The sequence below is a fragment of the Pseudomonas sp. P4_B4 genome, assembly GCF_056402255.1.
On sequence record NZ_JBFUHS010000001.1, the window covers coordinates 69,726 to 96,715 of the forward strand.

The window sequence follows — 26,990 nt, forward strand, 5'->3', positions numbered from 1 at the left end:
GTGTTGGTCAGTCCTGCGCAGACAATGCCTGAGCCGCTTCAGCCAGCTCCAGCTCACTGAACACCTGCACCCCGTGGCGCTTGAGTAGCGCCGCTGTCACGCCCTCGCCACTGACCTTCACGCCGCTGAACATCCCGTCATAGGTCAGCAGATTGCCGCAGGACGGGCTGTTGGCCTTGAGGACGGCGATGCGGATGCCATGCTTTTGCACCAGCTCCAGTGCCTGATACGCCCCCGACAGAAACTGCGCACTGACGTCCTCGCCCTCGGTGGTGATCACCAACGCCTGGCCATCGAGGACTTGCGCGCCCTGCCCGCCAGGGATTTCCGCCGCCGCCCGTGGCGTTGGCAAACCACCGGCCACCTCCGGGCACAGCGGCACGACCCGACCTTCATCCAGCCACTGCTGAAGTTGATCGAACGGCCCGCTGGCCCCGCCGTCGTAACGGACGCGGTGGCCCAACAGGCAGCGGCTGACGAGAATTTTCTGCATGATCAGAACGGCTCGTTGCCGCGCCGGCGGAACCAGCCGGTCAGCGAGAGGCGATCGCGGGTTGCGGGCAGGACTTCGTGGGGAACCTCACCGGAGAGAAACACCACCAGGCAGCCGCCGATAGGCTGCACGTCGTGGACGCGATCATTGTCGAGGTACATGCGCAACTGGCCGCCGTGTTCGGGAAGCCAGCCGTCATTGAGGTAAACCACCGCCGAAACCATGCGCCGGTCGTCATCGCGAAAGCGGTCGACGTGCTTCAGGTAGAAGGCTCCGGGCGGGTACATCGCAAAATGGCTTTCGAAATCCTCCAGGCCGAGAAACAGACCGCGATTGATCGCCTCGCGCAGGCTGTCCATCAAACTCAGGTAGCTGTCGCAAGCCTCGGCCTGGCCGGGGTCGATCCACTGGATATGGTCGCCACGAATCCCTTCGCGGATCTCCGATGACGGCCCACGGCCCACGGCGGCCGGAGCCAGCTCACCCTCGGCAGCACGTTTGCGACACTCGCCCGCCAGCGCTCCAGTCAGATCCAGAGGCAGGAAAATATTCTGCTGCGACCAGCCGTGCTCGGCCAGGTCGTCGACGATTCGTAACAGCAGCGGGTGATCGGAGGATATTTGCATGCCGCGCATAGTATTCCTGTGCCCGAAAATCCGACAGAGCTGCGCAGCGGGTTGATACGAATTCTCGACAAGCAGGGATGCCGCACGGAGAATAGTCGCCTGCTGACTGGAGTCCCTATGCGCCGTTTGCTTTTATCACTGCTGATGTTCTGCGTTTTGCCCGCCTGGGCAGACGGCCACGACCAGTTGTACAAGGTCGCCGGCTGGCCGGAACAACGCGCGCATTTCAACGACGCCCTCTCGGCCGCTCAGCAACGCTACCAGGGTAGCCTGCCTCCGGCGGTGTTTCAGGCACTGGTCAGTAACAGCAATCAGCGTTTTTCCGCCCGGGCCGTGGATCAGCGCGCCGAAGCACAATTGCGCAAGAACCTCGCCAACCCCAAACCCGCGCTGACGTTTTTCCAATCGCCCCTGGGCAAGAAAATCGTTGCCGCCGAGCTGCTGGCGACCCGTCGCGACCAACTGGCGAAGAACGCCAAGGGCCTGCCGAAGATGCAGGCCAGCGACAGCCGCATGCTGATCATCGGCCATTTGGCACAAGCCCTGCCCGCACGCGAGGCCGGCGCGGAAGTCAGCCTGGCGATTGCTGGCGTCGCCGCCGATAGCTTGAGTTCGATGATCCCGGGGTTGCTCGGTGCCGGTCAGGCCCAGGGCATGCTCAACGGCCAGCGTCAGCGCCTGATGGACCAGATCGGCAGCGACCTGAACAACACGCTGCTGTATGTCTATCGCGACCTGTCGGACAACGAACTGGAAGAGTTCGCGACCTTTGCCGAATCGACGGAAGGCCAGGCTTATTATCAAGCGGCGCTGACGGCGATTCGGGCGGGGTTGGCGGTGGGGCAGAGCAATTCGAACCTGACCCAGTGATCTTCAGCGACTGATAGGCCGCTATCGCGAGCAGGCTCGCTCCCACATTAGATCTGCGTACACCAACCCCCTGTGGGAGCGAGCCTGCTCGCGATGGGGCCGGAACAGACGTTAAGGATTCCGGCCCTTGATCCGCTTGGTCAAGAACCCGAAATACTCCTGCCGCATCACCAGCGTCTCATTCGCCAGATGATGCCGTGCCTCGGGCAGCATCAGCACCTGCGGCCGATCAAACTTGCCCCGCAACACTTCCAGGTTGTGCTCCCAATCCACTGTCATGTCGGCCTGCCCCTGCACGATCAGTGGCCGGCGGGTACTCATGGGGGCGGCCTCGATGCGTTTGATCCAGCGCGCCAATGCACCCACCCAGGCTGTCGGCAGGCGCAGCGGCTGCAACGGATCGGCTTGCAGGAACGGTAGAAAGTCCGGGTCGTTGGAGTTCTCGCTGAAACGCCGGGCGATGGCTTTGACGAAAGGCTTGAGTACGTAATAACTCAGTTGCGACCAACCCCACGCCCGCGGCCGCACCAGCGGCGACAGCAGAATCACCTGGCCCTGGGCCGGGCTGTTCGCCCCCGCATTCAACACATGATCAATCACGATCGCCCCGCCGGTACTCTGCCCGCACAGGTGCCACGGCTGCGGCAAGTCGAGGGATTGCGCCTCACTGAACAAGCCTTGCAACGCGTCCTGATACTCGGCGAAATCCTTGATGCTCGCCCGTTCGCCGCTGGACAGGCCGTGCCCCGGCAAGTCACAGGCAATCACCGCAAAGCCCTGGTCCAGCGCCCATTCGATCACATGCCGGTAGAGCCCGGTGTGATCGTAGAAACCGTGGATGACAAACAGCGTGGCCTTTGCTCGCTCAGGCCACCAGAACTGGCTGACCAGCTCATAACCGTCGACCTCGAATCGCCCAAGACCACTGCGCACCTGACGCTGGGCAAAATCCAGCCCGTAGAATCGCTGGTAAGCCTGTGCCTGCGCCGACAACGGCTGCCCGACCGCCAGTGGCAGCAGGCTTGCACGCAGAAGATCGGGGTCGAAAGTAGCCGGCATGGGCGATTCCAGAATCGTGAAACGGACTTTATAGGCCTGCGATATTCTTCTGTCGCGGCAAGCATGGCAAGCTAGCCGACCTTCGAGGATTGAACCGATGCGCTCGCCCTTTCGCGCCACCCTGTTTGCCTGCCTGCTCGCCGTGGTGTGTGCCGGCGTATTGTGGGCGGCCTACGACTGGTTCCAGGGGCGTTACCTGCGGGCGTTCAGCGAGCACACCGCGATGTTTTCCGGCGATCCGCTACGCCTTCCCGAATCCCTTGCCGGCCCTGGCGCCATCCGCCTGGTGCATTTCTGGGACCCGGCCTGCCCGTGCAATGTCGGCAATCAACAACACCTGACCGAACTCGTCGAGCGCTACGTTCCCCATGGCGTGGAATTCTATGTCGTGCAAAAACCCGGTAGCCACGGCCAGCTGCCGGGCACCTTGAGCAGCCTAAAATCCATCGACATCCTGCCCGGTTCCGAACAGATCCCCGCCAGCCCGGCCGTGGCGATCTGGGATCGCAGCGGCAAACTGGCGTACTTCGGTCCCTACAGCGAAGGCCTGACCTGCAACTCCAGCAACAGCTTTATCGAACCGATCCTGCAAGCGCTGGATGAAGGCCGTGCGGTGAGTGCCACGCACACACTGGCAGTGGGGTGTTACTGCCCGTGGATTGACAATGAATGAGCCCATCGCTAGTCAGCCGATAAAAGAAATGGTCTTGCCGTTAACAGACGGCAAGACCATTTCTTTGAATCAAGAGTTTAAACCGTCTTAAATCCTGGCTTACCGTTAGCAGCCCGCCACGCTTTCACCTCTGCCACTACCGCCGCCGGCCCACTCTTCCCGGCTTCCGGATAAAACAACAAATCGGAACCAGATGGGTGTTCGGCCAGGGCCTTAAACTCTAAAATCGCGTCAGTATGCTCTTCTTCCGTATCATATTCATCATTATATACTTTCGTAACAAACCTAAAAAACTCAGCCTCTGACATCTCACTTATTAACTTACTCATTTTTTGCCCCCTTATGAGTTTCAATATGATTCTTCGGAGTAACTGCATTAATATTGTCAATATCATATACACCACCGCCTTCGGAGATATACTTCTTATGATGCAGTTCAAACCTCACTCGCCTACCCACCTGCTCACTCTCTTTTGCAACAGGTGCTCGACCCTTCTTCATTGTAGCCAAAACACCAACATCAAATTGTTTAGCTAACTCAGGATCATTAGAGACCGCTTTCCAAAAAGTCTCTCGAAACGCCCTGAAATTTTTAAACTCCCTGCCCCTCAGCTGATCGGCAATTTGCGACGGAACAGGTGCGCCTTCACCCTGCGATGCAGTCCCCAGCCAGATCCCCGATACAGGCTGACCAAAACCTGTCGCAACACCCGGATCTTCTCGCCGATCCCGAAACATTGTATAGACCGGTGGCAGGCCAGAATCCACCGGGAAAACCGTAATAAAATCATCAAAGCCGGCTTCGGAAACCGAAGGGAATGTATCGATCCGTCCCTCAACCGGTATCACCGCTGCCCCAGTGTAAACCGGTGGCACTGGCTGTTCGGCAGGTGAGGTCGTCGAACTATTCCCTGGATTGACGACAGGGGTCCACGTAAAGGTTCGTGGCGGTACATCCGAAGTGGCCGCGGTATAGACGTTCTGTTCGGCATTATAAGTGGCAGCAACTACGCCAACTTTTGACGGAACAGTCAGGCCATCCGTCATGACGACAAACAGTTCTGACTGTCCATCTGCTGCAGTCTTTGAACTGATGCGATAAGGCAAATCAACAGCTCCGCCAGCAGCAGCGACGGCGTTTAAATCTTGCCCGATGTCATGAACAAGGTCCGAGAGCGGCGTACTGAAAGCATAACGTTCCGGCAATTCACCATTACCCAGCTTCGATGAGTAAAACAGTGCCGAAACACCTACAACAACCCCAGCCCCAACACTTGCAACCATCCCTCCCACTGCCGTAATTGCCGCACGGATAGCCGCTTGCAGAGTGACCGAAGCTGCCTCAATAACAGCAACGGTTCCCGCCGAGGTCATAAACAACGGTCCTGCCGCTGACGCAGCACCTGAGACACGGAACGCGTTGGCGCTTTGAATAGCCTCTGCCGCTGCACGCGCCTGCTTTTCAGCAATACGCTTGGCTTCAGCTTCTGCCGCAATACGGGCTTGTTCAGCTGCTACATGCCTGGCTTCAGCCTCTGCCGCAATACGAGCTTGTTCAGCCGCTATACGCCTGGCCCCAGCCTCTGCCGCAATACGAGCTTGTTCAGCCGCTATACGTCTTGCCTCTACCTCTGCCGCAATACGAGCTTGCTCAGCAGCTACACGCCTTGCCTCAGCTTCTGCCGCAATTCGGGCTTGTTCAACTGCTACACGCCTGGCTTCAGCCTCTGTCGCAATACGAGCTTGTTCAGCAGCTACACGCCTTGCCTCAGCTTCTGCCGCAATACGAGTTTGTTCTTGTAGATAACGAACTTCCTGCTCCGCTGCGATACGTAACTGCTCTTCCAAGCGCTCCGCTTCCTCGGCGCGAGCGATCAGCCCCGAAAAGGCATTTGTTGTTTCCCATAAATATCGAAGATTTTCTGCGTGAAGAAGTGTTACATGGTAATCTTGCCAGCGTGTTCCAATATTCGTATTAGCCTGCAAGTCCACCAGATTATTAAGCGCCTCAAGTTCAGGCTTGCTTAATGGTGCATTTATATTTGGGTTTGCCTTTACGTAAGGGTGGACAGCAGCCCACTCAGAATTAAATATCTGATCTGTTGCCATTTTATAATGGATAAGCGATTGAGAGAGGCTACGCTCTCCTGTCGTACCTGCTACTGCGACAATTCTCTCAGCGAGAAATACAGGTAACAGTTGAAATCGGATGTTGGTTTCCAGGTTAACAACTGAAAGTCTTTCCGCCGCAAGATACCTCTGGCCTTCTCCGCTGGTCGGAACTCCGGCATTTGCCTGGTCTTTTCTCATAGACAGTTCTGGGAGCTGATTGGCCAGAACATGCATCCCCAACGAAAGACGTTTAAGCTCTAACGCTGCACGATATGCCTTGTCTATTGCATCATAGGCACCCATGAAATTTGGATGATTCAAGTCCAGGCTTTCATGGAGCTTTTTGAAGGACAACTCCTTCATCAAAAAAAATGGATTGTGACCGTAAAGCGAGTGCGTGATTTCGTTTTGGGCTCGGTACTCTGCTGCTTTTGAATGGATCGCATTAATAGTTGTTTCCTGATCTATTTTGGCCGTTTCCGCTAACGAGAGAGCGTGCCCCCCCTTGGCTGCTTGTTTTTCTTGCTCTATTTCTCTGATAGCCGTTTCTGTAAGTCTGTTGAAAATTTCTACGTATTCACTGTCGATGTATTCCTGATTTACTCTCTGCTCCAACATCAGGTCATCCCATATGAAAGGAGTAATCGGACGGAGCTTTCCAGAGCCAGCACTGGTGCCTCTATGGGGGCCTTCATACGGCCCCCAAGACCCTTTGAAAAAACCACCGATATCCTGTCGTGATGGTTCCTTGTCTCTGATATATACAGGGCCAATTTCGAATGAGCCCGGTCCTATTTTCCTATGAAACCCTAAATATTTTTCAGCATCATTCATATGACTTATCCATGTCAGTTTCTTCATTGTTAATAACGTATTTAGTACGCTTCTTACAGTTCCTTGATGGTCTTTGTCAGATTTTACAGACGGCCCAGCAGGGCAACATGCTGCGCCCTTGTCACGTCATGATTTCGCGATTAAAAAATGCAGAGTTACATTGATCGACGAAGTGACGTGATCGTTAATACAGCTGGGCTTTAGTCTGCTACGGCATCAAATTAACGTATTTTTTCGCGACAGATGCGATATATATTTATCGCTAAACAAATAAAACCATTAAAACTAGAGCCAGCCACACCGAGTCAACTGACACTCTGAGGCGTCTTTATAGGTTGTAGCTGCAAAACCTTGCAACACCACTTCTGTAGTGCAACTCCTAGAAGCTTGAAGGAAATTTCCTATTCATAAAATACTGTGTTATTAATTCTCAAAGCACTATTATCGACAAAATCAAAACTATAAACTTTCTTCCCAATAATTCTAACAACATGGAACGGACTCTTATGAAACGCAGCCTGACCGCTCTCGCTCTGCTGATCGTCGTGCTGGCCGCCGGGGCCGGCGGATACCTCTACAGCAAGCAGCCGTCACGCCAGGGCATGGTGGAACTGCAACACCTGCAAGGCTCCGTCACCGTGCGCTACGACGAGCGCGGCGTCCCGCACATCCGCGCCGACAACGAAACCGACCTGTACCGCGCCCTCGGCTATGTGCATGCCCAGGACCGCCTGTTCCAGATGGAAGTCCTGCGTCGCCTGGCCCGTGGCGAACTGGCTGAAGTGCTCGGGCCGAAACTGCTCGATACCGACAAACTGATGCGCAGCCTACGCATTCGCGAACGCGCCGAAACTTACTTCGCGAACCTCGACAAGCAGTCGCCCTCCTTCATCGCCATGCAAGCCTATCTGGACGGCATCAACCAGTATCAGGACAGCCACGCCAAACCCGTGGAGTTCGACGTGCTGGGTATTCCAAAGCGCCCGTTCACGGCCCAGGACACCATCAGCATCGCCGGCTACATGGCCTACAGTTTTGCCGCGGCATTTCGTACCGAACCCTTGCTGACATTCGTGCGCGATCAACTGGGGCCCGAATACCTGAACATCTTCGATCTCGACTGGCAGCCCAAAGGCGTGCTCAACGGGACCGACACCCCATTGGCCAGCGCCGACTGGAAAGACCTCAACGCCCTCGCCCGCCTCAGCGAACAAGCCCTGGCTGACAACGGCCTGCCACAGTTCGAGGGCAGCAACGCCTGGGTCGTCGCGGGCAGCCGGACCCAAAGCGGCAAGCCGCTGCTGGCGGGTGATCCACATATCCGTTTTTCCGCGCCGTCTGTGTGGTACGAAGCGCAGCTCTCGGCGCCGGGCTTTGAACTCTACGGCCACTATCAGGCTCTGATGCCGTTTGCGTCGCTGGGCATGAACCGCGACTTCGGCTGGAGCATCACCATGTTCCAGAACGACGACCTCGACCTGATCGCCGAGAAGGTCAACCCGGACAACCCCAACCAGGTCTGGTATCGCGGCAAGTGGGTGGACATGACGACCAGCGAGCAGCAGATCGCGGTCAAGGGCCAGGCACCGGTGACGCTAGTGCTGCGCCAGTCGCCCCACGGTCCGATCGTCAACGATGCCTTGGGCAACGGCGTCGGCAAGACACCGATTGCCATGTGGTGGGCGTTTCTCGAAAGCCAGAACCCGATCCTGGAGGGTTTCTACCAGCTCAATCGCGCCGACACCCTGGCCAAGGCCCGTGGTGCCGCGGCGAAAATCCAGGCCCCGGGCCTGAACGTTGTCTGGGCCAATGCCAAGGGTGACATCGGCTGGTGGGCGGCGGCGCAACTGCCTAAACGCCCGGCGGGTGTACACCCATGGTTCATCCTCGACGGCAGCACCGCCGAGGCAGACAAGGATGGCTTCTACCCGTTCACGGCCAACCCTCAGGAAGAAAACCCGGCCCGGGGCTACATCGTCTCGGCCAACTTCCAGCCGGTTTCGCCGACCGGCATGGAGATTCCCGGCTACTACAACCTTGCCGATCGTGGCCAGCAACTCAATCGCCAGCTCAGCGACAAAGCGGTCAAATGGGACCTGGAAAACAGCCAGAAGCTGCAACTGGGCACCACCACCGCCTACGGCCCGCGTCTGTTGGCACCGCTGTTGCCAGTGTTGCGCGAAGTGGTGAGCGATCCCGCCGAACTCAAACTGCTGGAGCAACTGGTCCAGTGGCAAGGCGATTACCCGCTCGACTCGACCAGCGCCACGCTGTTCAACCAGTTCCTGTTCAACCTGGCTGACGCGACGATGCGCGATGTGCTGGGTAACGACTTCTTCGAAACGCTGCTCTCGACCCGGGTGATCGACGCCGCGCTCCCCCGGCTGGCCGCCACTGCCGATTCGCCGTGGTGGGACAACCGCAACACCCAGGGCAAGGAAACCCGTGCCGATACGGTGAAGGCCGCCTGGCAAGCCAGCCTCGCGCATCTCAAGAGCACCCTCGGTGCAGACTCCTCGCAATGGCAGTGGGGCAACGCGCACACGTTGACCCATGGCCACCCGCTCGGGCAGCAAAAGCCTCTGGACCTGTTCTTCAATGTTGGTCCCTTCGCCGCACCCGGCAGCCATGAAGTGCCGAACAACCTCTCGGCGAAAATTGGCCCGGCACCCTGGCCCGTCACCTACGGCCCCTCGACCCGGCGCCTGATCGACTTCGCCGACCCGGCCCACAGCCTGACCGTCAACCCGGTTGGTCAGAGCGGCGTACTGTTCGACAGCCACTATGATGATCAGGCCGAGGCCTACATCGAGGGGATGTACTTCCAGGCGCACTTCAATGATGAAGAGGTCACAGCCAATACGCGCAGTACGTTGAAGCTGTTGCCGGCGCGGGCTATGCCATAATTCGGTGTCGGCAGGACTGGCCTCTTCGTCGGAACGCCGCCCGGAGCAAGCCCGCTCCCACACTGGTTTTGGGTTGGCCACAGAATTGTGCCCAACCCTATTTCAGACTCAAGCCGCTTCCGGTGCCTGCGCGCGACGCACGTCCGGCTGTTTCCACGAGTCGGCTGCCGCTTCTTCGATCGCCTGCTGGATCGCACGACGACGGCTTTCTTCGGCGCGACGGCTGAAGAACCAGACCATGAAGGTCACGATCGACACTGCCAACAGGATCAGGCTCGCCACGGCGTTGATCTCGGGTTTGACCCCCAGACGGACCGCCGAGAACACTTCCATCGGCAGGGTCGTTGAACCCGGGCCCGACACGAAGCTCGCCAACACCAGGTCATCCAGCGACAACGCGAAGGACATCATGCCGCCCGCCGCCAGCGATGGCGCAATCATCGGGATGGTGATCAGGAAGAACACCTTCCACGGCCGTGCACCGAGGTCCATGGCCGCCTCTTCGATGGACAGGTCCAACTCGCGCAAGCGCGCCGAGACCACCACCGCCACATAGGCCGCACAGAACGTGGTGTGGGCGATCCAGATGGTGACGATACCGCGTTCCTGCGGCCAGCCGATCATCTGCGCCATGGCCACGAACAGCAGCAACAGCGACAGACCGGTGATCACCTCGGGCATCACCAACGGCGCAGTCACCAGGCCACCGAACAGGGTACGGCCCTTGAAACGGGTGATGCGCGTCAGGACGAACGCCGCCAATGTACCCAGTGCCACCGCCGCGATGGCGGTGTAGCAGGCGATTTCCAGCGAGCGTACCACCGAGCCCATCAGTTGGCTGTTGTCGAGCAGGCCGACGTACCACTTGATCGACCAGCCGCCCCACACCGTTACCAGTTTGGAGGCGTTGAACGAGTAGATCACCAGGATCAGCATCGGCAGGTAGATGAACAACAGACCCAGTACCAGCATCAGGCTGGAGAAACGGAAGCGCTTCATTCTTTACCCTCCATTTCCTTGGCCTGACTGCGGTTGAACAGGATGATCGGCACAATCAGGATCGCCAGCATCACTACCGCCAGGGCAGACGCCACCGGCCAGTCACGGTTGTTGAAGAACTCTTGCCAGAGCACTTTACCGATCATCAGGGTTTCCGGACCGCCGAGCAGTTCCGGGATCACGAACTCGCCCACCACCGGGATGAACACCAGCATTGCGCCTGCGATGATGCCGTTTTTCGACAGCGGCACGGTGATTTTCCAGAAGCTGTTGAAGGTGCTCGAACCCAGGTCCGACGCAGCTTCCAGCAGGCTATGGTCGTGCTTCACCAGGTTGGCGTACAGCGGCAGGATCATGAACGGCAGGTAGGAATAAACCACCCCGATGTACACCGCCAGGTTGGTGTTGAGGATCTGCAGCGGCTCGTCGATCCAGCCCATGCTCATCAGGAAACCGTTGAGCAGGCCGTTGTTGCTGAGGATGCCCATCCACGCATAAACGCGGATCAGGATCGCGGTCCAGGTCGGCATCATGATCAGCAACACAAGCACCGTCTGCACTTCCTTGCGGGCAACGGAGATGCCGTAGGCCATCGGGTAGCCGATCAGCAGGCAGAGGATGGTGCTGAAAAGCGCCATCTTCAACGAGCCGAGGTAAGCAGCGATGTACAGCTCGTCACCGGCCAGCATCGCGTAGTTGCCCAGGTTAAGCAGCAGCTGCAGCTTCTGTTCGGCGTAGCTGTAAATTTCGGTGTACGGCGGAATGGCCACGTCCGCTTCGGCAAAGCTGATCTTCAGTACGATGAAGAACGGCAGCATGAAGAACAGGAACAGCCAGATGAAGGGAACCCCGATGACCATTTGACGGCCACCGGGAATTATTCGATTGAGACGGCGTTTGAGTTTGCGCATGTTCATGAGCGAAGCACCACGCCGCTGTCGTCTTCCCAGTACACATAGACCTGATCACCCCAGGTCGGACGCTGCCCGCGACGCTCGGCGTTGGCCACGAACGACTGCACCAGCTTGCCGCTTGGCAGTTCGACGTAGAACACCGAGTGCCCGCCCAGGTAGGCGATGTCGTGCACCTTGCCGCTGGACCAGTTGTACTGGCAGGTCGGCATGTCGGCGGTGACCAGCAGTTTTTCCGGACGGATCGCGTAGGTGACCGACTTGTCCTGCACCGAGGTGCTGATGCCGTGACCGACGTAGATCTGACGATCCAGGTCCTTGCAGGTAATGGTCGCGTGGCCTTCGGCGTCGTCGATCACTTCGCCTTCGAAGATGTTCACGTTACCGATGAATTCGCAGACCAGGCGGCTGGTCGGGGTTTCGTAAATGTCGATCGGGCTGCCGATCTGGGCGATCCAGCCCAGGTGCATGATCGCGATGCGCTCGGCCATGGTCATGGCCTCTTCCTGGTCGTGGGTCACCATGACGCAGGTTACGCCGACGCGCTCGATGATCTCCACCAGCTCCAGCTGCATTTGCGAACGCAGCTTCTTGTCCAGCGCACCCATCGGTTCGTCGAGCAGCAACAGCTTCGGTCGCTTGGCCAGGGAACGGGCCAGGGCCACGCGCTGACGCTGGCCACCGGACAACTGATGCGGCTTGCGCTTGGCGTACTGGCTCATCTGTACCAGCTTGAGCATGTCGGCCACGCGGGCGTCGACTTCAGCGGCCGGGATCTTGTCCTGCTTGAGGCCGAAGGCGATGTTCTGCGCCACGGTCATGTGCGGGAACAAGGCGTAGGACTGAAACATCATGTTGATCGGCCGCTCGTAGGGCGGCATGTCAGTGATGTCTACGCCATCGAGGAAAATGCGTCCCTCCGTGGGCCGTTCGAAACCTGCGAGCATGCGCAGCAAAGTGGATTTGCCCGATCCCGAACCGCCGAGCAGGGCGAAAATTTCGCCTTTCTTGATTTCCAGGGACACATCGTCCACGGCAATCGTCTCGTCGAACTTCTTCGTGACCCGGTCGATTTTGACCAGCACCTGTTTAGGTTGCTGGTCGCCCTCGAGGGCTTTCTTATAGGCGCCGGAGGCAACTGCCATTTACGAAACTCCCAGAAAAAAAGAGTGCAGTTCGCTCAAGGTGAGCCAACCTTGGATAGTTTGAGCCTTGAAGCTATTTACCCGACTTGACCTTGGTCCAGCTGCGGGTCATCAAACGTTGAATGTTCGGTGGTAACTCGACCGACACGTAGGTCTTGTCGAGTACCGCTTGCGGTGGATACACCGCTTCGTCGGTGCGAATGGACTGTTCCATCAGTTTGTCCGAACCCGGGTTAGGGTTGGCATAGCCGACGTAATCACTGACCTGGGCAATCACCTCAGGCTTCAGTAAATAGTTGATGAAAGCGTTGGCCTGCTTGACGTTGGCCGAGTCTTTCGGAATCGCCAGCATGTCGAACCAGAGCGCGCCGCCTTCCTTGGGAATCGAGTAGGCGATGTTCACGCCTTTCTTGGCTTCTTCGGCGCGGTTCTTGGCCTGGAAGATGTCGCCGGAGAAACCGATCGCCACGCAGATATCGCCGTTGGCCAGATCCGCGATGTACTTGGAGGAGTGGAAGTAGGTCACGTAAGGCCGCACGGCCAGCAACTTATCTTCGGCCTTTTTGTAATCTTCAGGGTTGGTGCTGTTGGCATTCAGGCCAATGTAGTTGAGCACTGTCGGCATCATTTCATCGGCGGAATCGAGGAACGCGACGCCACAGCTGTGCAGTTTCTTGATGTTTTCCGGCTCGAACAAGACGCCCCAGGAATCGATCTTGTCGACGCCCAGCACAGCCTTGACCTTGTCGACGTTGTAACCGATACCGTTGGTGCCCCACAGGTACGGCACGGCGTACAGGTTGCCCGGATCGTTCTGTTCCAGACGCTTGAGCAGCACCGGGTCGAGGTTCGAATAGTTCGCTAGCTGCGACTTGTCGAGCTTCTGGAATGCTCCGGCCTTGATCTGTTTGCCAAGGAAGTGGTTCGACGGCACGACCACGTCGTAGCCGGTACGCCCGGCCAGCAATTTACCTTCCAGGGTTTCGTTGGAATCGAAGACGTCATAAACCGGCTTGATACCGGTCTCTTTCTGGAAATCAGCCAGGGTGGTCTCGCCGATGTAGTCCGACCAGTTATAAATATGCACGGTGCCGGCGGCCTGGACACTGACAGCAATCGTCAGCCCGGCGCCGACCAGCATGGCATTGCGCAAGAAAGAAAAAATAGGCAAGTGGAGGTCCTCTGAAATTAGTTGGGCCCAAGTTGCCCCGCGCTACATGACAACCGAGGTTGCCCGGCAACAAAACCGGCGCGCAACTTACCCTCGAAAAACCGTTCCAGCAAAACTTTCTGTCATTTAATTACACCTGTTGTCGCCACCGCGCGGGTGACGACAACAGGTTGTTGCATCAAACCGGCTTATTTACCGGATTTTATCTTGGTCCAGCTGCGGGTCATGATCCGCTGGGTCGCGGCCGGCAAGTCGGCAATCGCGTACAGCTTGGCCAGCACGTCCGCTGGCGGGTAAATACCCGGGTCAGCGGTGATTTCTTTATCAACCAACGGAGTGGCGGCCGCGTTACCGTTCGGGAAGCGTACGGCGTTGGTAATTTCAGCCATGATTTCCGGCTTCTGCAGGAAGGTCATGAACTTGTAGGCACCTTCGACGTTTTCGGCATCTTTAGGGATGGCGACCATGTCGTAGAAGCTGCCGGCACCTTCTTTCGGAATGTTGTAGCTGACTTTCACCTTGTCGCCGGCTTCAGCAGCACGGGACTTGGCCTGGTAAATGTCACCCGAGTAACCCACGGCTACGCAGATGTTGCCGTTGGCGAGGTCGGAGATGTACTTGGACGAGTGGAAGTAGGCGATCGAAGGACGGACCTTCATGATCAGCGCTTCGGCCTTGTCGATGTCTTCTTTCTTCTGGCTGTCGGTTGGCAGGCCCAGGTAGTGCAACGCCACCGGAATCATCTCGGTTGGCGAGTCCAGCAGGCTGATCCCGCACGCCTTCAGCTTGGCGGCGTTTTCAGGCTTGAAGATCAGGTCCCATGAATCGGTCGGTGCGTCGGCACCCAGTGCAGCCTTGACTTTCTCGGCGTTGAAGCCGATACCGATCGAGCCCCACATGTACGGGAAGGCGTGCTCGTTGCCCGGGTCGCTGACCGAGACGGCCTTGAGCAGGTCGGTGTTCAGGTTCTTCCAGTTAGGCAGCTTGGACTTGTCCAGCTTCTGGTAGACGCCAGCCTTGATCTGCTTGGCCAGGAAGTTGTTCGACGGTACAACGATGTCGTAACCGGACTTGCCTGCCAGCAACTTGGCTTCCAGGGTTTCGTTGCTGTCGAAGACGTCATAGACAACCTTGATGCCCGACTCGTCTTCAAACTTCTTGACGGTGTCCGGTGCGATGTAGTCGGACCAGTTGTACACGTGCAGTACTTTGTTATCGGCCTGAACCGCGCCCGCCATCAAACCCATCACGGACATGGCAAGCAGAGTCTTGCCAGCGAGCTTTTTACCTAGTGCCTTCATGCGTAATGCTCCAAATTTTTCTTTTTTGAACCACTTGTTCAGCGACCGAACCCGGGCAACTGGAACCGCGGCTAGTCTGGCAAGATCCACATCGGTCTTTCAAGGAAACGGCCACGCTTTCTGACAGTTCTGAGCGAAAGTTCCTACTTCATATGCAGAACTTTGGACTTCCGCTCAGAGCCTAGCACTTAGCCCTGCAATGCACTCAGGGTCAGGTCAAGACACTTGCGAGCCTTGGTCACCAGCTCATCGATTTCCGCCGGTGTAATCACCAGTGGCGGAGCGATGATCATGGTGTCGCCGACGGCACGCATGATCAGGCCGTTATCGAAGCAGAACTGACGGCAGATCATGCCGACGCCCTTGCCCTCGTAACGCTTGCGCGTGGCCTTGTCCTGGACCAGTTCGATGGCCCCCAACAGACCCACCCCACGAACTTCACCCACCAGCGGGTGATCGTTCAGTTCCCGCAGACGCTTTTGCAAATACGGTGCCGTTTCTGACTTCACGCGCTCGACAATTTTTTCGTCGCGCAGGATACGGATGTTTTCCAGCCCCACAGCCGCCGCCACCGGGTGCCCGGAGTAGGTGAAACCGTGGTTGAAGTCGCCGCCCTCATTGAGCACGTCCACCACTTCATCACGCACGATCAGGCCGCCCATCGGGATGTAGCCCGAGGTCAGGCCCTTGGCGATGGTCATCATGTCTGGCTTGAGGTCGTAGAAATCGGCACCGAACCACTCGCCGGTACGGCCGAAACCGCAAATCACTTCGTCAGCCACGAACAGAATGTCGTACTTGGCGAGGATTTCCTTGATGCGCGGCCAGTAGGTCTCTGGCGGAATGATCACGCCACCGGCACCCTGGATCGGCTCGGCAATAAAGGCACCGACGTTGTCGACGCCGACTTCCAGAATCTTTTCTTCCAACTGGTTGGCCGCCCAGATACCGAATTCTTCCGGGGTCATGTCGCCGCCTTCGGCGAACCAGTACGGCTGGGCAATGTGGACGATGCCCGGGATCGGCAAGTCGCCCTGTTCATGCATGTAGGTCATGCCGCCCAGGCTCGCGCCGGCCACGGTGGAACCGTGATAGCCGTTCTTGCGGCTGATGATGACTTTCTTGTTCGGCTGGCCCTTGATCGCCCAGTAGTGACGAACCATGCGCAGCATGGTGTCGTTGCCTTCGGAGCCGGAACCGGTGAAGAACACATGGTTCATGCCTTCTGGCGCGATGTCGGCGATGGCCTTGGCCAGTTCCAGTACCGGCGGGTGCGCGGTCTGGAAGAACAGGTTGTAGTACGGCAGTTCGCGCATCTGTTTGCTGGCGGCATCGGCCAGTTCATCGCGACCATAACCAATCGCGACACACCACAGGCCGGCCATGCCGTCGAGGATCTTGTTGCCTTCGCTATCCCAGAGGTAAACGCCCTTGGCGTTGGTGATGATCCGCGGGCCTTTCTCTTTCAGCTGCTTGAAGTCGCTGAACGGAGCCAGGTGGTGGTCATTGCTCAGGATTTGCCATTCACGGGTTTGCGGATTGTTGCTGGTCATACGAATCTCCTAAAAAAATCAGGTGAAAGCGCCACCAGACAGCGGTGGCGCCCGGCGTATCAGACGGCAAAGAGCAGGAATTCCCTTTCCCACGAACTGATCACGCGCTTGAAGTTTTCATGCTCGGCCCGCTTGACCGCAACGTAGCCAGTGATGAAATTTTTGCCCAGGTACCGCTCGATGGTTGCGCTGTTTTCCATGCGTTCCAGCGCGTCTTCGATGGTCAGCGGCAGGCGCAGGTTGCGGCGTTCATAGCCACGCCCCACCACCGGCGCACTCGGGTTCAGGCCTTCGACCATGCCGATGTAACCGCAGAGCAGGCTCGCGGCAATCGCCAGGTACGGGTTGGCATCGGCGCCCGGCAGGCGGTTTTCCACCCGACGGTTTTGCGGCCCCGCATCCGGCACCCGCAGGCCCACGGTGCGGTTCTCTTCGCCCCACTCCACGTTCACCGGCGCCGAGGTATCCGGCAGGAAGCGGCGGAACGAGTTGACGTTGGGTGCGAACAGCGGCAACAGCTCGGGAATGAGTTTCTGCAAACCACCGATGTGGTGCAGGAACAACTGGCTCATGGTCCCGTCTTCATTAGAGAAGATGTTCTTGCCGGTCTCGATGTCGATGATGCTCTGGTGCAAGTGCATGGCACTGCCCGGCTCGCCGGTCATCGGCTTGGCCATGAAGGTCGCAGCGACGTTGTGCTTGAGCGCGGCCTCGCGCATGGTGCGCTTGAACACCAGGATCTGGTCGGCCAGGGACAGGGCATCACCGTGACGGAAGTTGATTTCCATCTGCGCCGTGCCGTCCTCGTGGATCAGCGTATCGAGGTCCAGGTCCTGCAGTTCACACCAGTCGTAGACGTCTTCGAACAGCGGATCGAATTCGTTCGCCGCTTCAATGGAGAACGACTGACGACCGGTTTCCGGGCGACCGGAGCGGCCGATCGGCGGCTGCAACGGGTAGTCAGGGTCGTCACTGCGCTTGGTCAGGTAAAACTCCATTTCCGGCGCCACGATCGGCTGCCAGCCTTTGTCGGAATAGAGTTTCAGGACTTTCTTGAGCACGTTACGCGGCGACAGCTCGATCGGGTTGCCTTGCTTGTCGTAGGTATCGTGGATGACGATGGCGGTCGGCTCGATGGCCCACGGCACCAGGTACACCGCGCCCTGGTCGGGACGGCAGATCATGTCGATGTCGGCCGGGTCGAGCAGTTCGTAATAGATGTCGTCTTCGACGTAATCGCCGGTCACGGTCTGCAACAGCACACTTTCTGGCAGGCGCATGCCTTTTTCGGCGATGAATTTGTTGGTCGGCGAAATCTTGCCCCGGGTAATCCCGGTCAAGTCGGCGATCATGCATTCGACTTCTGTGATCTTGTGGTTTTTCAACCAATCGGTGAGCTGGTCGAGGTTGTTACTCATAAATGCCTCTAGGCTTGAGTTGTCTGACCGTTTTAAGGTCAGGCGTTGTTTGACGCATCGGCGTCGCGTTGTAGAGCGTTTGCGCGGCAGATTATCGTGCTTGCCAACACGGCTGCAGAGGCCGGGCGTGCAGAATCGCGAGCGGTGCCCTGAACGATGGTCAGGCCGCTATTGTGAATCGGTTCTATATTGAATGGAGTAACCGTAATGGGGGTGCCATCGCGACCGTCCAGAATATCGGACGGGGACGGTCGAACCGTCACGGATGGGAGGATCACCGGAACCGCTGAGGCCACGGAACGGACGGACGTGTCATCACTGTTGTGATAAACATGCCGACCGACCTGTCTTGAGCAGTCGGTGACGCCGATTATCGGCAGGCGAGACATGAAGCACCCCGGTATTATTGCTGTTATGGGTTTGATTCGAGCTTAGCCTTGTTCATTTTTTTACACAACACCCCCGTAAAAAATACAACACGGCCCGCTCAAGCCTGCGGGCGCCATAGAGGCCAAGGGCATAAAAACGCCCCAAAGTGCCTCAAAAAAGCCACACGAGTGCTTTTTTAGGGCAAAAAAGGCCTCGCTTGACTTCGGCATGCCGTTCGGGTTGACTGGAATCTGAAAAGATCAATGATTGATATTTTTAACAACAAAGGTGTTGCATCATGTCGGTACCCCCGCGTGCCGTTCAGCTTAACGAAGCGAACGCGTTCCTTAAGGAACATCCTGAGGTTCTGTACGTTGACCTTCTGATTGCGGATATGAATGGTGTGGTGCGCGGCAAGCGCATTGAACGCACCAGCCTCCACAAGGTTTACGAGAAAGGCATCAACCTGCCGGCCTCTTTATTTGCTCTGGATATCAATGGCTCGACGGTGGAAAGCACCGGCCTGGGCCTGGACATCGGTGATGCTGACCGAATCTGCTATCCAATCCCCGATACCCTATGCAACGAGCCATGGCAGAAGCGCCCGACCGCGCAACTGTTGATGACCATGCACGAACTCGAAGGCGAGCCATTCTTCGCCGACCCGCGTGAAGTGCTGGCCAATGTGGTACGCAAGTTCGACGAAATGGGCCTGACCATCTGCGCCGCGTTCGAACTGGAGTTCTACCTGATCGACCAGGAGAACGTGAACGGTCGTCCGCAACCACCTCGCTCGCCGGTTTCCGGCAAACGTCCGCACTCGACACAGGTCTACCTGATCGACGACCTCGACGAATACGTCGACTGCCTCCAGGACATTCTGGAAGGTGCAAAAGAGCAAGGCATTCCGGCCGACGCCATCGTCAAGGAAAGTGCCCCGGCGCAGTTCGAAGTGAACCTGCACCACGTGGCTGACCCGATCAAGGCCTGCGACTACGCGGTCCTGCTCAAGCGCCTGATCAAGAACATCGCCTACGACCATGAAATGGACACCACCTTCATGGCCAAGCCTTACCCAGGCCAGGCGGGTAATGGTCTGCACGTCCACATCTCGATTCTCGACAAAGACGGCAAGAACATTTTTGCCAGTGAGGATCCCGAGCAGAACGCCGCACTGCGTCACGCGATCGGCGGTGTGCTCGAGACCCTACCGGCGCAGATGGCCTTCCTCTGCCCGAACGTCAACTCGTACCGTCGTTTCGGCGCACAGTTCTACGTGCCGAACTCGCCGTGCTGGGGCCTGGATAACCGCACTGTGGCGATTCGCGTACCGACCGGTTCCTCCGACGCCGTGCGCATCGAGCATCGTGTAGCCGGCGCCGATGCCAACCCGTACCTGCTGATGGCTTCGGTTTTGGCGGGCGTGCACCACGGCCTGACCAACAAGATCGAGCCTGGCGCCCCGGTCGAAGGCAACAGCTACGAGCAGAACGAGCAGAGCCTGCCGAACAACCTGCGTGATGCACTGCGCGAGCTGGACGACAGCGAAGTCATGGCCAAGTACATCGATCCGAAATACATCGATATTTTCGTGGCCTGTAAAGAGAGCGAGCTGGAGGAGTTCGAACACTCCATCTCCGACCTCGAGTACAACTGGTACCTGCATACCGTGTAAGCGGTTGCAGTAAAAAACGCCGCCGGCCTCACAGCCGGCGGCGTTTTTTTTGCTCGCCATTTGTTATGAAATGCTTGTTAGCAGAACCAAGGAAAATTCCTACGGATTCGCCAGACACTGACTACATCTGCACCCTGACCACAACCTCACACTCCGGATGCCGGGATTCTTCCCGTTTTCCTACCCGCGTATGAGAACGACTATGAAAAAACAACTATTGGGCGCAACCATCACTCTGATTGTCGCCGGTTTGTGCTCGACTGCCTTGGCAGCAGCCGGTGACACGCCCGCATGGAGCTATTCCGCCCCCACCGGTCCACAAAACTGGGGTGAACTGAAAAGCGAGTACAGTCTCTGCTCATCGGGTAAGACACAGTCGCCTATCGATATTCGTGACGCGATCAATACTGACTTTAAGACCCTGAACGTTACTTATCAGCCAAGCAAAGCCACAGTGTCGAACAACGGCCATACAATTCAGGTAACGCCGGTCGACGCCGGAGTTATCACCCTGGACTCCGGTCACTACTCATTCGTGCAAATACATTTTCATACGCCAAGTGAAGAAATGATCCAGGGGCGCACCTATCCTCTGGACGCGCATCTGGTTCACCGCAACTCTGCAGGCGAACTGGCCGTGGTGGCCTTGCTGTTTGAAGAGGGTGCACACAATCCGACCCTGGAGCCAATCCTGGCAGCCATGCCAAAGCACACGGGCGGTAGTGCGCATCTGGACACGGTAAACGTTGCCCAACTACTACCTGCGAACCTCAACGCCTATTTCTACATGGGCTCCCTGACAACCCCCCCTTGTACCGAAGGCGTGCGCTGGAATGTGCTGACCACTGCGGTGCAATTGTCGCGAGCGCAATTGGAGGCGTTCCAGGCGCTGTATCCAATGAATGCACGCCCGGTTCAACCCTTGAACGGCCGGAGTGTACACGTCGGTGGCTAAGCGGTTTTGATCGCCGGGCTGGGCAGCGGAGCCCATACAGACAAGGTGCCACCTGCCTCGTACAATGCCCGCTGCCCCGCAGGAGACTTACATGACACGCGTAGCCACCCCCCGCAAACCCCGCGCACGCAGCCAGGCCCGGATCGATTCGATACTCGATGCGGCCCGCACGTTGTTGGCCGCCGAGGGTGTGGCCAGTCTGTCGATCTACAGCGTCGCCGAGCGCGCGGAGATTCCGCCCTCCTCGGTCTACCACTTCTTCGCCAGCGTACCGGCGTTGCTTGAAGCCTTGACCGCCGACGTCCATGCCGCCTTCCGCGCCTGCCTGCAAGCCCCCATCGATCACCTCGCCTTGAACGGCTGGCGCGACCTGTCGCGACTGGTGGAACAACGCATGCTCGACATCTACGCAGAGGACGCCGCCGCCCGCCAACTCATTCTGGCCCAGCACGGCCTGACCGAAGTCACCCAGGCCGACCGCCAGCACGACATCGAACTGGGCGACCTGATGCACAAGTTGTTCGACCATCACTTCGAGCTGCCGACATTGCCGAGCGATATCGATGTGTTCGCCCTGGCCATGGAACTGGGCGACCGGGTGTATGCGCGCTCGGTGCAGCAGCACGGGCAGATTACGCCGCGCATGGCTGAAGAAGGGATGCGGGTATTTGATGCTTATGTGGGGTTGTATTTGCCGCCGTATCTGCCCAAGCGCAGCGTTCCAGCCTGAGATATTTATTGGTCACACCGGCCTCTTCGCGAGCAAGTCGAATCGTCGCACCGCCACTCCCACAGGGGAATGCATTCCAAATGTGGGAGCGGGCTTGCTCGCGAAGGCCGCGCCGCGAATCTCGCTGATACACACGCACAAAAAACCCCGAAGGGCTCAAACCCTTCGGGGTTGTTGTTTACGCACACGGCTTACAATTTGGCGATCGACACCTCGGTGGATTTCACAAACGCGATTACTTCACTGCCGACCGCCAGTTCCAGCTCTTTCACCGAGCGCGTGGTGATCACCGAAGTGACAATGCCGGAAGCGGTTTGCACGTCGATTTCCGAGAGCACGTCGCCGAGGACGATTTCCTTGATGGAGCCTTTGAACTGGTTGCGAACGTTGATGGCCTTGATCGTCATGATGTTGATTCCTGTCGTTGGGTAAGACTTGAGTTATTGAGCCCAGCGCAATTGCGTAGGCAAGGGTGAAACAGGTTCCGGTTCCGGCGGTTGGCCGGGCAGCGCCAGCACGCGATTGAGGACTTCGGTTTCCAGCGCCGCCAACCGATGGGAGCCACGAACGCGAGGGCGCGGCAGTTCCACGTGCAGGTCGAGGCCGACTTCGCCGTCTTCGATCAGGATCACCCGATCGGCAATCGCCACCGCTTCACTGACGTCATGGGTCACCAGCAACACCGTGAAACCGTGCTGTTGCCAGAGCCGTTCGATCAGTTGCTGCATTTCAATTCGGGTCAGGGCATCCAGCGCCCCCAAGGGTTCGTCGAGTAACAGCAGGCGCGGCTGATGAATCAACGCACGGGCCAAAGCCACGCGTTGCTTCTGTCCACCGGACAGCGCGGCCGGCCACTCGTGGGCGCGATCGGCCAGGCCCACCGCTTCCAAGGCTTCAAGCGCTTGCGGCCGCCAGTTACCCTTGAGGCCCAGGCCGACGTTGTCGATGATCTTTTTCCAAGGCAGCAAACGCGCTTCCTGGAACATCAGCCGCGTGTCCTCCCGCGCGTCGCTCAATGGCGCGGCACCGGCGAGCAACTCGCCGCCGGTTGGTTGATCGAGGCCGGCGAGCAAGCGCAGCAAGGTACTTTTGCCGCAGCCACTGCGACCGACCACGGCGACAAACTGGCCCGCCGGAATGTGCAGGTCGATCTCGCGCAGCACCCGCCGCGAGCCAAAGGTTTTTTGCAGCTTGCGCACCGCCAGCGGAATACCGCGCAGCAGGCGTGGAGGTTGCTCCGCGATCATGCCGCACCTCCCTTGGCAACCTGATACGCCGGGTGCCAGCGCAGCCACACTCGTTCAAGTCCACGGGCCGCGAGGTCGGCCAGTTTGCCGAGCACCGCGTACAACAGAATCGCCAGCACCACCACGTCGGTCTGCAAGAATTCCCGGGCATTCATTGCCAGATAGCCGATGCCGGAACTCGCGGAGATGGTTTCCGCCACGATCAATGTCAGCCACATGAAGCCCAGGGCGAAGCGCACACCGACCAGAATCGAAGGCAGCGCCCCCGGCAGAATCACCTGCCAGAACAGACCGAAACCAGACAAGCCGTAACTGCGCGACATCTCCACCAGCGCCGGGTCGACGTTACGGATGCCGTGATAGGTGTTGAGGTAGATCGGGAACAACGTGCCCAGCGCCACGAGGAAAATCTTCGCCGACTCGTCGATACCGAACCACAGGATCACCAGCGGAATCAGCGCCAGGTGCGGCACGTTGCGGATCATCTGCACCGAACTGTCGAGCAGGCGCTCGCCCCACTTTGACAGGCCGGTGATGAAGCCAAGCGTCAGGCCGATGCCGCCACCGATGGTGAAGCCCAGCGCGGCACGCCAGCCACTGATGGCCAGGTGTGTCCAGATTTCGCCGCTGCGCACCAGGCTCACGCCGGCCCCGATCACGGCAATGGGTGCCGGCAGGATCCGTGTCGACAACCAGCCCGCCGACACACTCAACTGCCACACCGCCAGCAGCAACACCGGCAACGCCCAGGGCGCCAGCCTGTGGATGATTTTCTTCATGACCGCGCCTCAGCTCTGGGACGCGGCTTTGGGCAGAATGTCGTTGGCGACCATCTCGCCGAACGGGCTGACGTAGCCGGCGCTCTTCGGCAGTTCAGGACGCTCGACATCGAGGTGCGGGAACAGCAATTCGGCCACCCGGTATGACTCCTCCAGGTGTGGATAACCGGAGAAGATGAAGGTATCGATGCCGAGGTCCGCGTACTCCTTCACGCGGGCGGCCACGGTCGGACCATCGCCTACCAGCGCCGTACCGGCACCGCCGCGCACCAGACCGACGCCGGCCCACAGGTTAGGGCTGACTTCCAGGTTGTCGCGGTTGCCGCCATGCAATGCGGCCATGCGTTGCTGACCGACCGAATCGAAACGCGCCAGCGAAGCCTGGGCACGAGCGATGGTCTCGTCGTCGAGATGGGAGATCAGCCGATCCGCGGCTTTCCAGGCTTCATCGTTGGTTTCGCGCACGATCACGTGCAGGCGAATGCCGAAGCGCACGGTGCGTCCGAGCTTCGCGGCCTTGGCTCGGACCTGTTCGATTTTTTCCGCGACGGCGGCCGGTGGCTCGCCCCAGGTCAGGACCATTTCCACCTGTTCGGCGGCCAGGTCCTGCGCGGCTTCCGAGGAACCGCCGAAGTACAGCGGCGGACGCGGTTGCTGGATCGGCGGATAGAGCAATTTCGCCCCCTTCACGCTGATGTGCTGGCCGTCGTAATCGACGGTTTCGCCTTCCAGCACCCGACGCCAGATGCGGGTGAATTCCACCGAGGCCTGATAACGTTCTTCGTGGCTAAGGAACAGTCCATCGCCCGCCAACTCTTCCGGATCACCGCCCGTCACCAGGTTGAACAACGCACGACCACCAGACAGTCGATCCAGGGTCGCAGCCTGACGCGCCGCCACCGTCGGGGAAATGATCCCGGGGCGCAGGGCGACAAGGAACTTCAGACGCTGGGTCACCGGAATCAGCGATGCCGCCACCAGCCACGAGTCTTCGCAGGAGCGACCGGTAGGGATCAGTACCCCGCCGAACCCCAGGCGATCCGCTGCCTGTGCGACTTGTTGCAAGTAACCGTGATCGACGGCGCGTGCGCCTTCAGCGGTGCCAAGGTAATGGCCGTCGCCGTGGGTAGGCAGGAACCAGAAAATATTGAGGCTCATGGAGTGGTCTCCTTGGGGAATCGAATTATTGGGCTTTGGTTACTGAGCTTTGGGCAACGGCAGCCGGCGGCGTCCAGATCACGTCTTTGATGCTCAACTGCTTGGGAATCAATTTGAGCTGGTAGAAGCTGTCAGCGATTTTCTGCTGCGCCGCGACCACTTCCGGGGTGAGGAACAGCGCGCCATAGCCCTGGCGTTTCACTGAGGTCAGGGTGATGTCTGCTGGCAGGCCGAGCAGCGGTGAAACCTGTTGAGTCACCTCTTGCGGGTTAGCCCTGGACCACTCGCCCACCGCGCGCACTTCTTCCACCAGGGTCTTGATCACCTCGGGATTTTTCTGCGCATAAGGTTTGGTCGCCAGGTAGAACTGATGGTTGTCGACGATGCCCTGGCCATCGCGCAGGGTGCGCGCTTGCAGCTGTTGTTCGGCGGCGGCCTGGTACGGGTCCCAGATCACCCAGGCGTCGACGCTGCCACGCTCGAACGCGGCGCGGGCATCGGCCGGTGGCAGGAATACGGTCTGGATGTCGGTGTATTTGAGGCCGGCGTCTTCCAGCGCACGCACCAGCAGGTAGTGCACGTTGGAGCCCTTGTTGAGCGCGACTTTCTTGCCCTTGAGGTCCGCCACCGACTTGATCACCGAGTCCTTCGGCACCAGGACCGCCTCACTGTGCGGCGCCGGCGGTTCATAGGCGACGTAGAGCAGATCAGCACCCGCTGCCTGGGCAAACACCGGAGGCGTTTCACCGGTGACACCGAAGTCGATGGAGCCGACGTTCAGGCCTTCAAGCAGTTGCGGGCCACCGGGGAATTCAGTCCATTGCACGTCCACGCCTTGGGCGGCGAGGCGTTTTTCCAGGGTGCCTTTGGCTTTGAGCAGCACCAGGGTGCCGTATTTCTGATAGCCGATTCGTAGTGTCTCGGCCTGAGCTTGAGTAATGGCGCCGAAGGTGACAGCCGCAGCAAACAGAGCGACCAGACCGCGACGCAAAATGACAGGGCGCATGGCGCTCTCCTTTTTGCAGTTGGGTTTTGGCTGCACCTGCTTGCCCGTTGGCGGGCGAGTAAGGCCAGTACTTCAATTTTTCGGTGAGGCTCAAATGCTCCAGCGAGCACTCAACAAGCGATCATTCAACAGGTTCGGATCGAGCGGCTTGGGCCGTCGCGCCATGGCGCTGAAAAACAGCTCCAGCGATTCATTCAGTCGTTGTTCCAGCTCCGGCGCCAACTGCGCCAGGGCGCTGCCTTCGCCGTAGGCGATCTGGCTGTCGACGGCGAAAATGCCTTGCAGCATTTCCTGGGCCTTCAATGCCGACAGCACCGGCTTGAGCGCGTAATCCACCGCCAGCATGTGAGCGATGCTGCCGCCAGTGGCCATCGGCAAAACCACCTTGTGGCTCAAGGCGCGTTCGGGCAGCAGATCCAGCACGACTTTCAGTGCTCCGGAAAACGATGCCTTGTAAACCGGTGTGGCGATCAGCAGGCCATCGGCGTTTTCAATCTGTTGCAACAGGTCGATCACCTTGGGGCTGTCGAAGCGTGCGTGCAGCAAGTCTTCGGCCGGGAAGTCCCGTACCTGATAACTCACCACTTCCACGCCCTGCCCTTGCAACCAACGCTGGGAGCGATCCAGCAGCACCCCGGAACGAGAGCGCTGACTGGGACTGCCACCGAGTGAGACAACCAACATTCAGACGATTCCTTGCACGGTGTTGGCGATTCGCGGCTTGCGATCTCGCTTCGATGGAGTGACCTTAACAGCTGATTTATATATCCATAAATCATATTTATTCATTTGGTTATTCGCTAAAGAAATATATAAACCGGTTTCTTCCAGGCAAAAAAACAGGCCGTCGAAACGGCCTGAAAATCCCCTGCTTTGTGGGTGCTGTTAACTGTGAGGCCTGTGGTGCCTGACCCGGCGCCTTCGCGAGCAAGCCCGCTCCCACAGATGGACGCGGACAAATGTGGGAGCGGGCTTGCTCGCGAAGACGGCATCAGCCACA

General features: G+C 58.5%; 24 protein-coding genes. 6 read left to right on the forward strand and 18 right to left on the reverse strand.

Translation table 11 applies throughout. From position 1 onward, the window contains the following. Positions 1-7: 7 nt before the first annotated feature. Both AC1DVE_RS00355 and AC1DVE_RS00360 read right to left on the reverse strand, forming a co-directional pair. Complete coding sequence (locus AC1DVE_RS00355; protein WP_223455884.1) at positions 8-493, reverse strand: 2-thiouracil desulfurase family protein; 486 nt, start codon at positions 491-493, stop codon at positions 8-10. Between the two features lie 2 nt (positions 494-495). Then, positions 496-1,128 carry a 2OG-Fe(II) oxygenase gene (locus AC1DVE_RS00360; protein ID WP_223532985.1) on the reverse strand — a complete coding sequence of 211 codons (633 nt, stop codon included), beginning with the start codon at positions 1,126-1,128 and terminating at the stop codon, positions 496-498. 108 nt (positions 1,129-1,236) lie between these two features. Here AC1DVE_RS00360 and AC1DVE_RS00365 point away from each other — a divergent pair, with 108 nt between their 5' ends. Then, positions 1,237-1,989, forward strand: a complete 753-nt coding sequence (locus tag AC1DVE_RS00365; protein WP_223455882.1) for a DUF2059 domain-containing protein — start codon at positions 1,237-1,239, stop codon at positions 1,987-1,989. Between the two features lie 111 nt (positions 1,990-2,100). On the opposite strand, the gene bipL is transcribed toward AC1DVE_RS00365, so the two are convergent. Then, complete coding sequence (gene bipL / locus AC1DVE_RS00370) at positions 2,101-3,048, reverse strand: phospholipase BipL (protein WP_223455881.1); 948 nt, start codon at positions 3,046-3,048, stop codon at positions 2,101-2,103. Positions 3,049-3,145: 97 nt separating this feature from the next. On the opposite strand from bipL, the gene AC1DVE_RS00375 reads away from it, so the two are divergent. Further along, positions 3,146-3,721, forward strand: coding sequence for a DUF6436 domain-containing protein (locus tag AC1DVE_RS00375; protein WP_223455880.1), 576 nt, complete (start codon positions 3,146-3,148; stop codon positions 3,719-3,721). A gap of 77 nt (positions 3,722-3,798) precedes the next feature. Here the strand turns inward: AC1DVE_RS00375 and AC1DVE_RS00380 are convergent, their stop codons facing one another. Then, complete coding sequence (locus tag AC1DVE_RS00380; RefSeq protein WP_223455879.1) at positions 3,799-4,050, reverse strand: bacteriocin immunity protein; 252 nt, start codon at positions 4,048-4,050, stop codon at positions 3,799-3,801. After that, positions 4,043-6,667 carry an S-type pyocin domain-containing protein gene (locus AC1DVE_RS00385; protein ID WP_477783647.1) on the reverse strand — a complete coding sequence of 875 codons (2,625 nt, stop codon included), beginning with the start codon at positions 6,665-6,667 and terminating at the stop codon, positions 4,043-4,045. Before AC1DVE_RS00385 ends, AC1DVE_RS00380 begins: the two co-directional genes overlap by 8 nt. Before the next feature lie 506 nt (positions 6,668-7,173). Here AC1DVE_RS00385 and AC1DVE_RS00390 point away from each other — a divergent pair. Next, positions 7,174-9,573: a penicillin acylase family protein gene (locus AC1DVE_RS00390; protein ID WP_477783648.1), complete on the forward strand. Its 2,400-nt coding sequence runs from the start codon at positions 7,174-7,176 to the stop codon at positions 9,571-9,573. 108 nt (positions 9,574-9,681) lie between these two features. Here the strand turns inward: AC1DVE_RS00390 and AC1DVE_RS00395 are convergent, their stop codons facing one another. The 7 genes from AC1DVE_RS00395 to AC1DVE_RS00425 form a co-directional block, all read right to left on the reverse strand. Continuing rightward, entirely contained in the window at positions 9,682-10,572 is an 891-nt protein-coding gene (locus AC1DVE_RS00395) for an ABC transporter permease subunit (RefSeq protein WP_223455875.1), read from the reverse strand. Then, positions 10,569-11,450: an ABC transporter permease subunit gene (locus AC1DVE_RS00400; RefSeq protein ID WP_317850335.1), complete on the reverse strand. Its 882-nt coding sequence runs from the start codon at positions 11,448-11,450 to the stop codon at positions 10,569-10,571. Before AC1DVE_RS00400 ends, AC1DVE_RS00395 begins: the two co-directional genes overlap by 4 nt. Positions 11,451-11,485: 35 nt before the next feature. Next, positions 11,486-12,628, reverse strand: coding sequence for an ABC transporter ATP-binding protein (locus tag AC1DVE_RS00405; protein WP_223455873.1), 1,143 nt, complete (start codon positions 12,626-12,628; stop codon positions 11,486-11,488). Between the two features lie 73 nt (positions 12,629-12,701). Then, the gene (locus AC1DVE_RS00410; RefSeq protein ID WP_317850312.1) at positions 12,702-13,799 is read right to left on the reverse strand and encodes a polyamine ABC transporter substrate-binding protein; all 1,098 of its coding nucleotides are present in this window, start codon (positions 13,797-13,799) and stop codon (positions 12,702-12,704) included. Between the two features lie 188 nt (positions 13,800-13,987). After that, positions 13,988-15,100 carry a polyamine ABC transporter substrate-binding protein gene (locus tag AC1DVE_RS00415; protein ID WP_223455872.1) on the reverse strand — a complete coding sequence of 371 codons (1,113 nt, stop codon included), beginning with the start codon at positions 15,098-15,100 and terminating at the stop codon, positions 13,988-13,990. Positions 15,101-15,288: 188 nt separating this feature from the next. Further along, complete coding sequence (locus AC1DVE_RS00420; protein WP_223455871.1) at positions 15,289-16,653, reverse strand: aspartate aminotransferase family protein; 1,365 nt, start codon at positions 16,651-16,653, stop codon at positions 15,289-15,291. Positions 16,654-16,712: 59 nt separating this feature from the next. Then, a complete protein-coding gene (locus AC1DVE_RS00425) occupies positions 16,713-18,071 on the reverse strand; it encodes a glutamine synthetase family protein (RefSeq protein ID WP_223455870.1) in 1,359 nt (452 codons plus the stop codon). Between the two features lie 667 nt (positions 18,072-18,738). On the opposite strand from AC1DVE_RS00425, the gene AC1DVE_RS00430 reads away from it, so the two are divergent. From AC1DVE_RS00430 to AC1DVE_RS00440, 3 genes are all read left to right on the forward strand, one after another. Continuing rightward, positions 18,739-20,115 carry a glutamine synthetase family protein gene (locus AC1DVE_RS00430; protein ID WP_223455869.1) on the forward strand — a complete coding sequence of 459 codons (1,377 nt, stop codon included), beginning with the start codon at positions 18,739-18,741 and terminating at the stop codon, positions 20,113-20,115. Positions 20,116-20,317: 202 nt separating this feature from the next. Beyond that, positions 20,318-21,070, forward strand: coding sequence for a carbonic anhydrase (locus AC1DVE_RS00435; RefSeq protein WP_223532983.1), 753 nt, complete (start codon positions 20,318-20,320; stop codon positions 21,068-21,070). Positions 21,071-21,161: 91 nt separating this feature from the next. After that, on the forward strand, positions 21,162-21,800 hold the full coding sequence (locus AC1DVE_RS00440) for a TetR/AcrR family transcriptional regulator (RefSeq protein ID WP_223455867.1): 639 nt from the start codon (positions 21,162-21,164) through the stop codon (positions 21,798-21,800). A 191-nt stretch (positions 21,801-21,991) separates the two neighbouring features. Here the strand turns inward: AC1DVE_RS00440 and AC1DVE_RS00445 are convergent, their stop codons facing one another. The 6 genes from AC1DVE_RS00445 to ssuE all read right to left on the reverse strand — a co-directional run bounded on the left by AC1DVE_RS00445 (position 21,992) and on the right by ssuE (position 26,674). Continuing rightward, the gene (locus tag AC1DVE_RS00445) at positions 21,992-22,207 is read right to left on the reverse strand and encodes a TOBE domain-containing protein (protein WP_007967989.1); all 216 of its coding nucleotides are present in this window, start codon (positions 22,205-22,207) and stop codon (positions 21,992-21,994) included. A gap of 33 nt (positions 22,208-22,240) precedes the next feature. Continuing rightward, complete coding sequence (gene ssuB, locus AC1DVE_RS00450; protein WP_223455492.1) at positions 22,241-23,047, reverse strand: aliphatic sulfonates ABC transporter ATP-binding protein; 807 nt, start codon at positions 23,045-23,047, stop codon at positions 22,241-22,243. Then, on the reverse strand, positions 23,044-23,826 hold the full coding sequence (gene ssuC / locus AC1DVE_RS00455) for an aliphatic sulfonate ABC transporter permease SsuC (RefSeq protein ID WP_477783649.1): 783 nt from the start codon (positions 23,824-23,826) through the stop codon (positions 23,044-23,046). The genes ssuB and ssuC overlap by 4 nt, the downstream gene beginning before the upstream one ends. Before the next feature lie 9 nt (positions 23,827-23,835). Continuing rightward, positions 23,836-24,984 carry an FMNH2-dependent alkanesulfonate monooxygenase gene (gene ssuD, locus AC1DVE_RS00460; RefSeq protein WP_090452041.1) on the reverse strand — a complete coding sequence of 383 codons (1,149 nt, stop codon included), beginning with the start codon at positions 24,982-24,984 and terminating at the stop codon, positions 23,836-23,838. Positions 24,985-25,009: 25 nt separating this feature from the next. Then, on the reverse strand, positions 25,010-25,990 hold the full coding sequence (locus tag AC1DVE_RS00465) for a sulfonate ABC transporter substrate-binding protein (RefSeq protein ID WP_223455490.1): 981 nt from the start codon (positions 25,988-25,990) through the stop codon (positions 25,010-25,012). 90 nt (positions 25,991-26,080) lie between these two features. Next, on the reverse strand, positions 26,081-26,674 hold the full coding sequence (gene ssuE / locus AC1DVE_RS00470) for an NADPH-dependent FMN reductase (RefSeq protein ID WP_007993145.1): 594 nt from the start codon (positions 26,672-26,674) through the stop codon (positions 26,081-26,083). Positions 26,675-26,990: the final 316 nt, after the last annotated feature.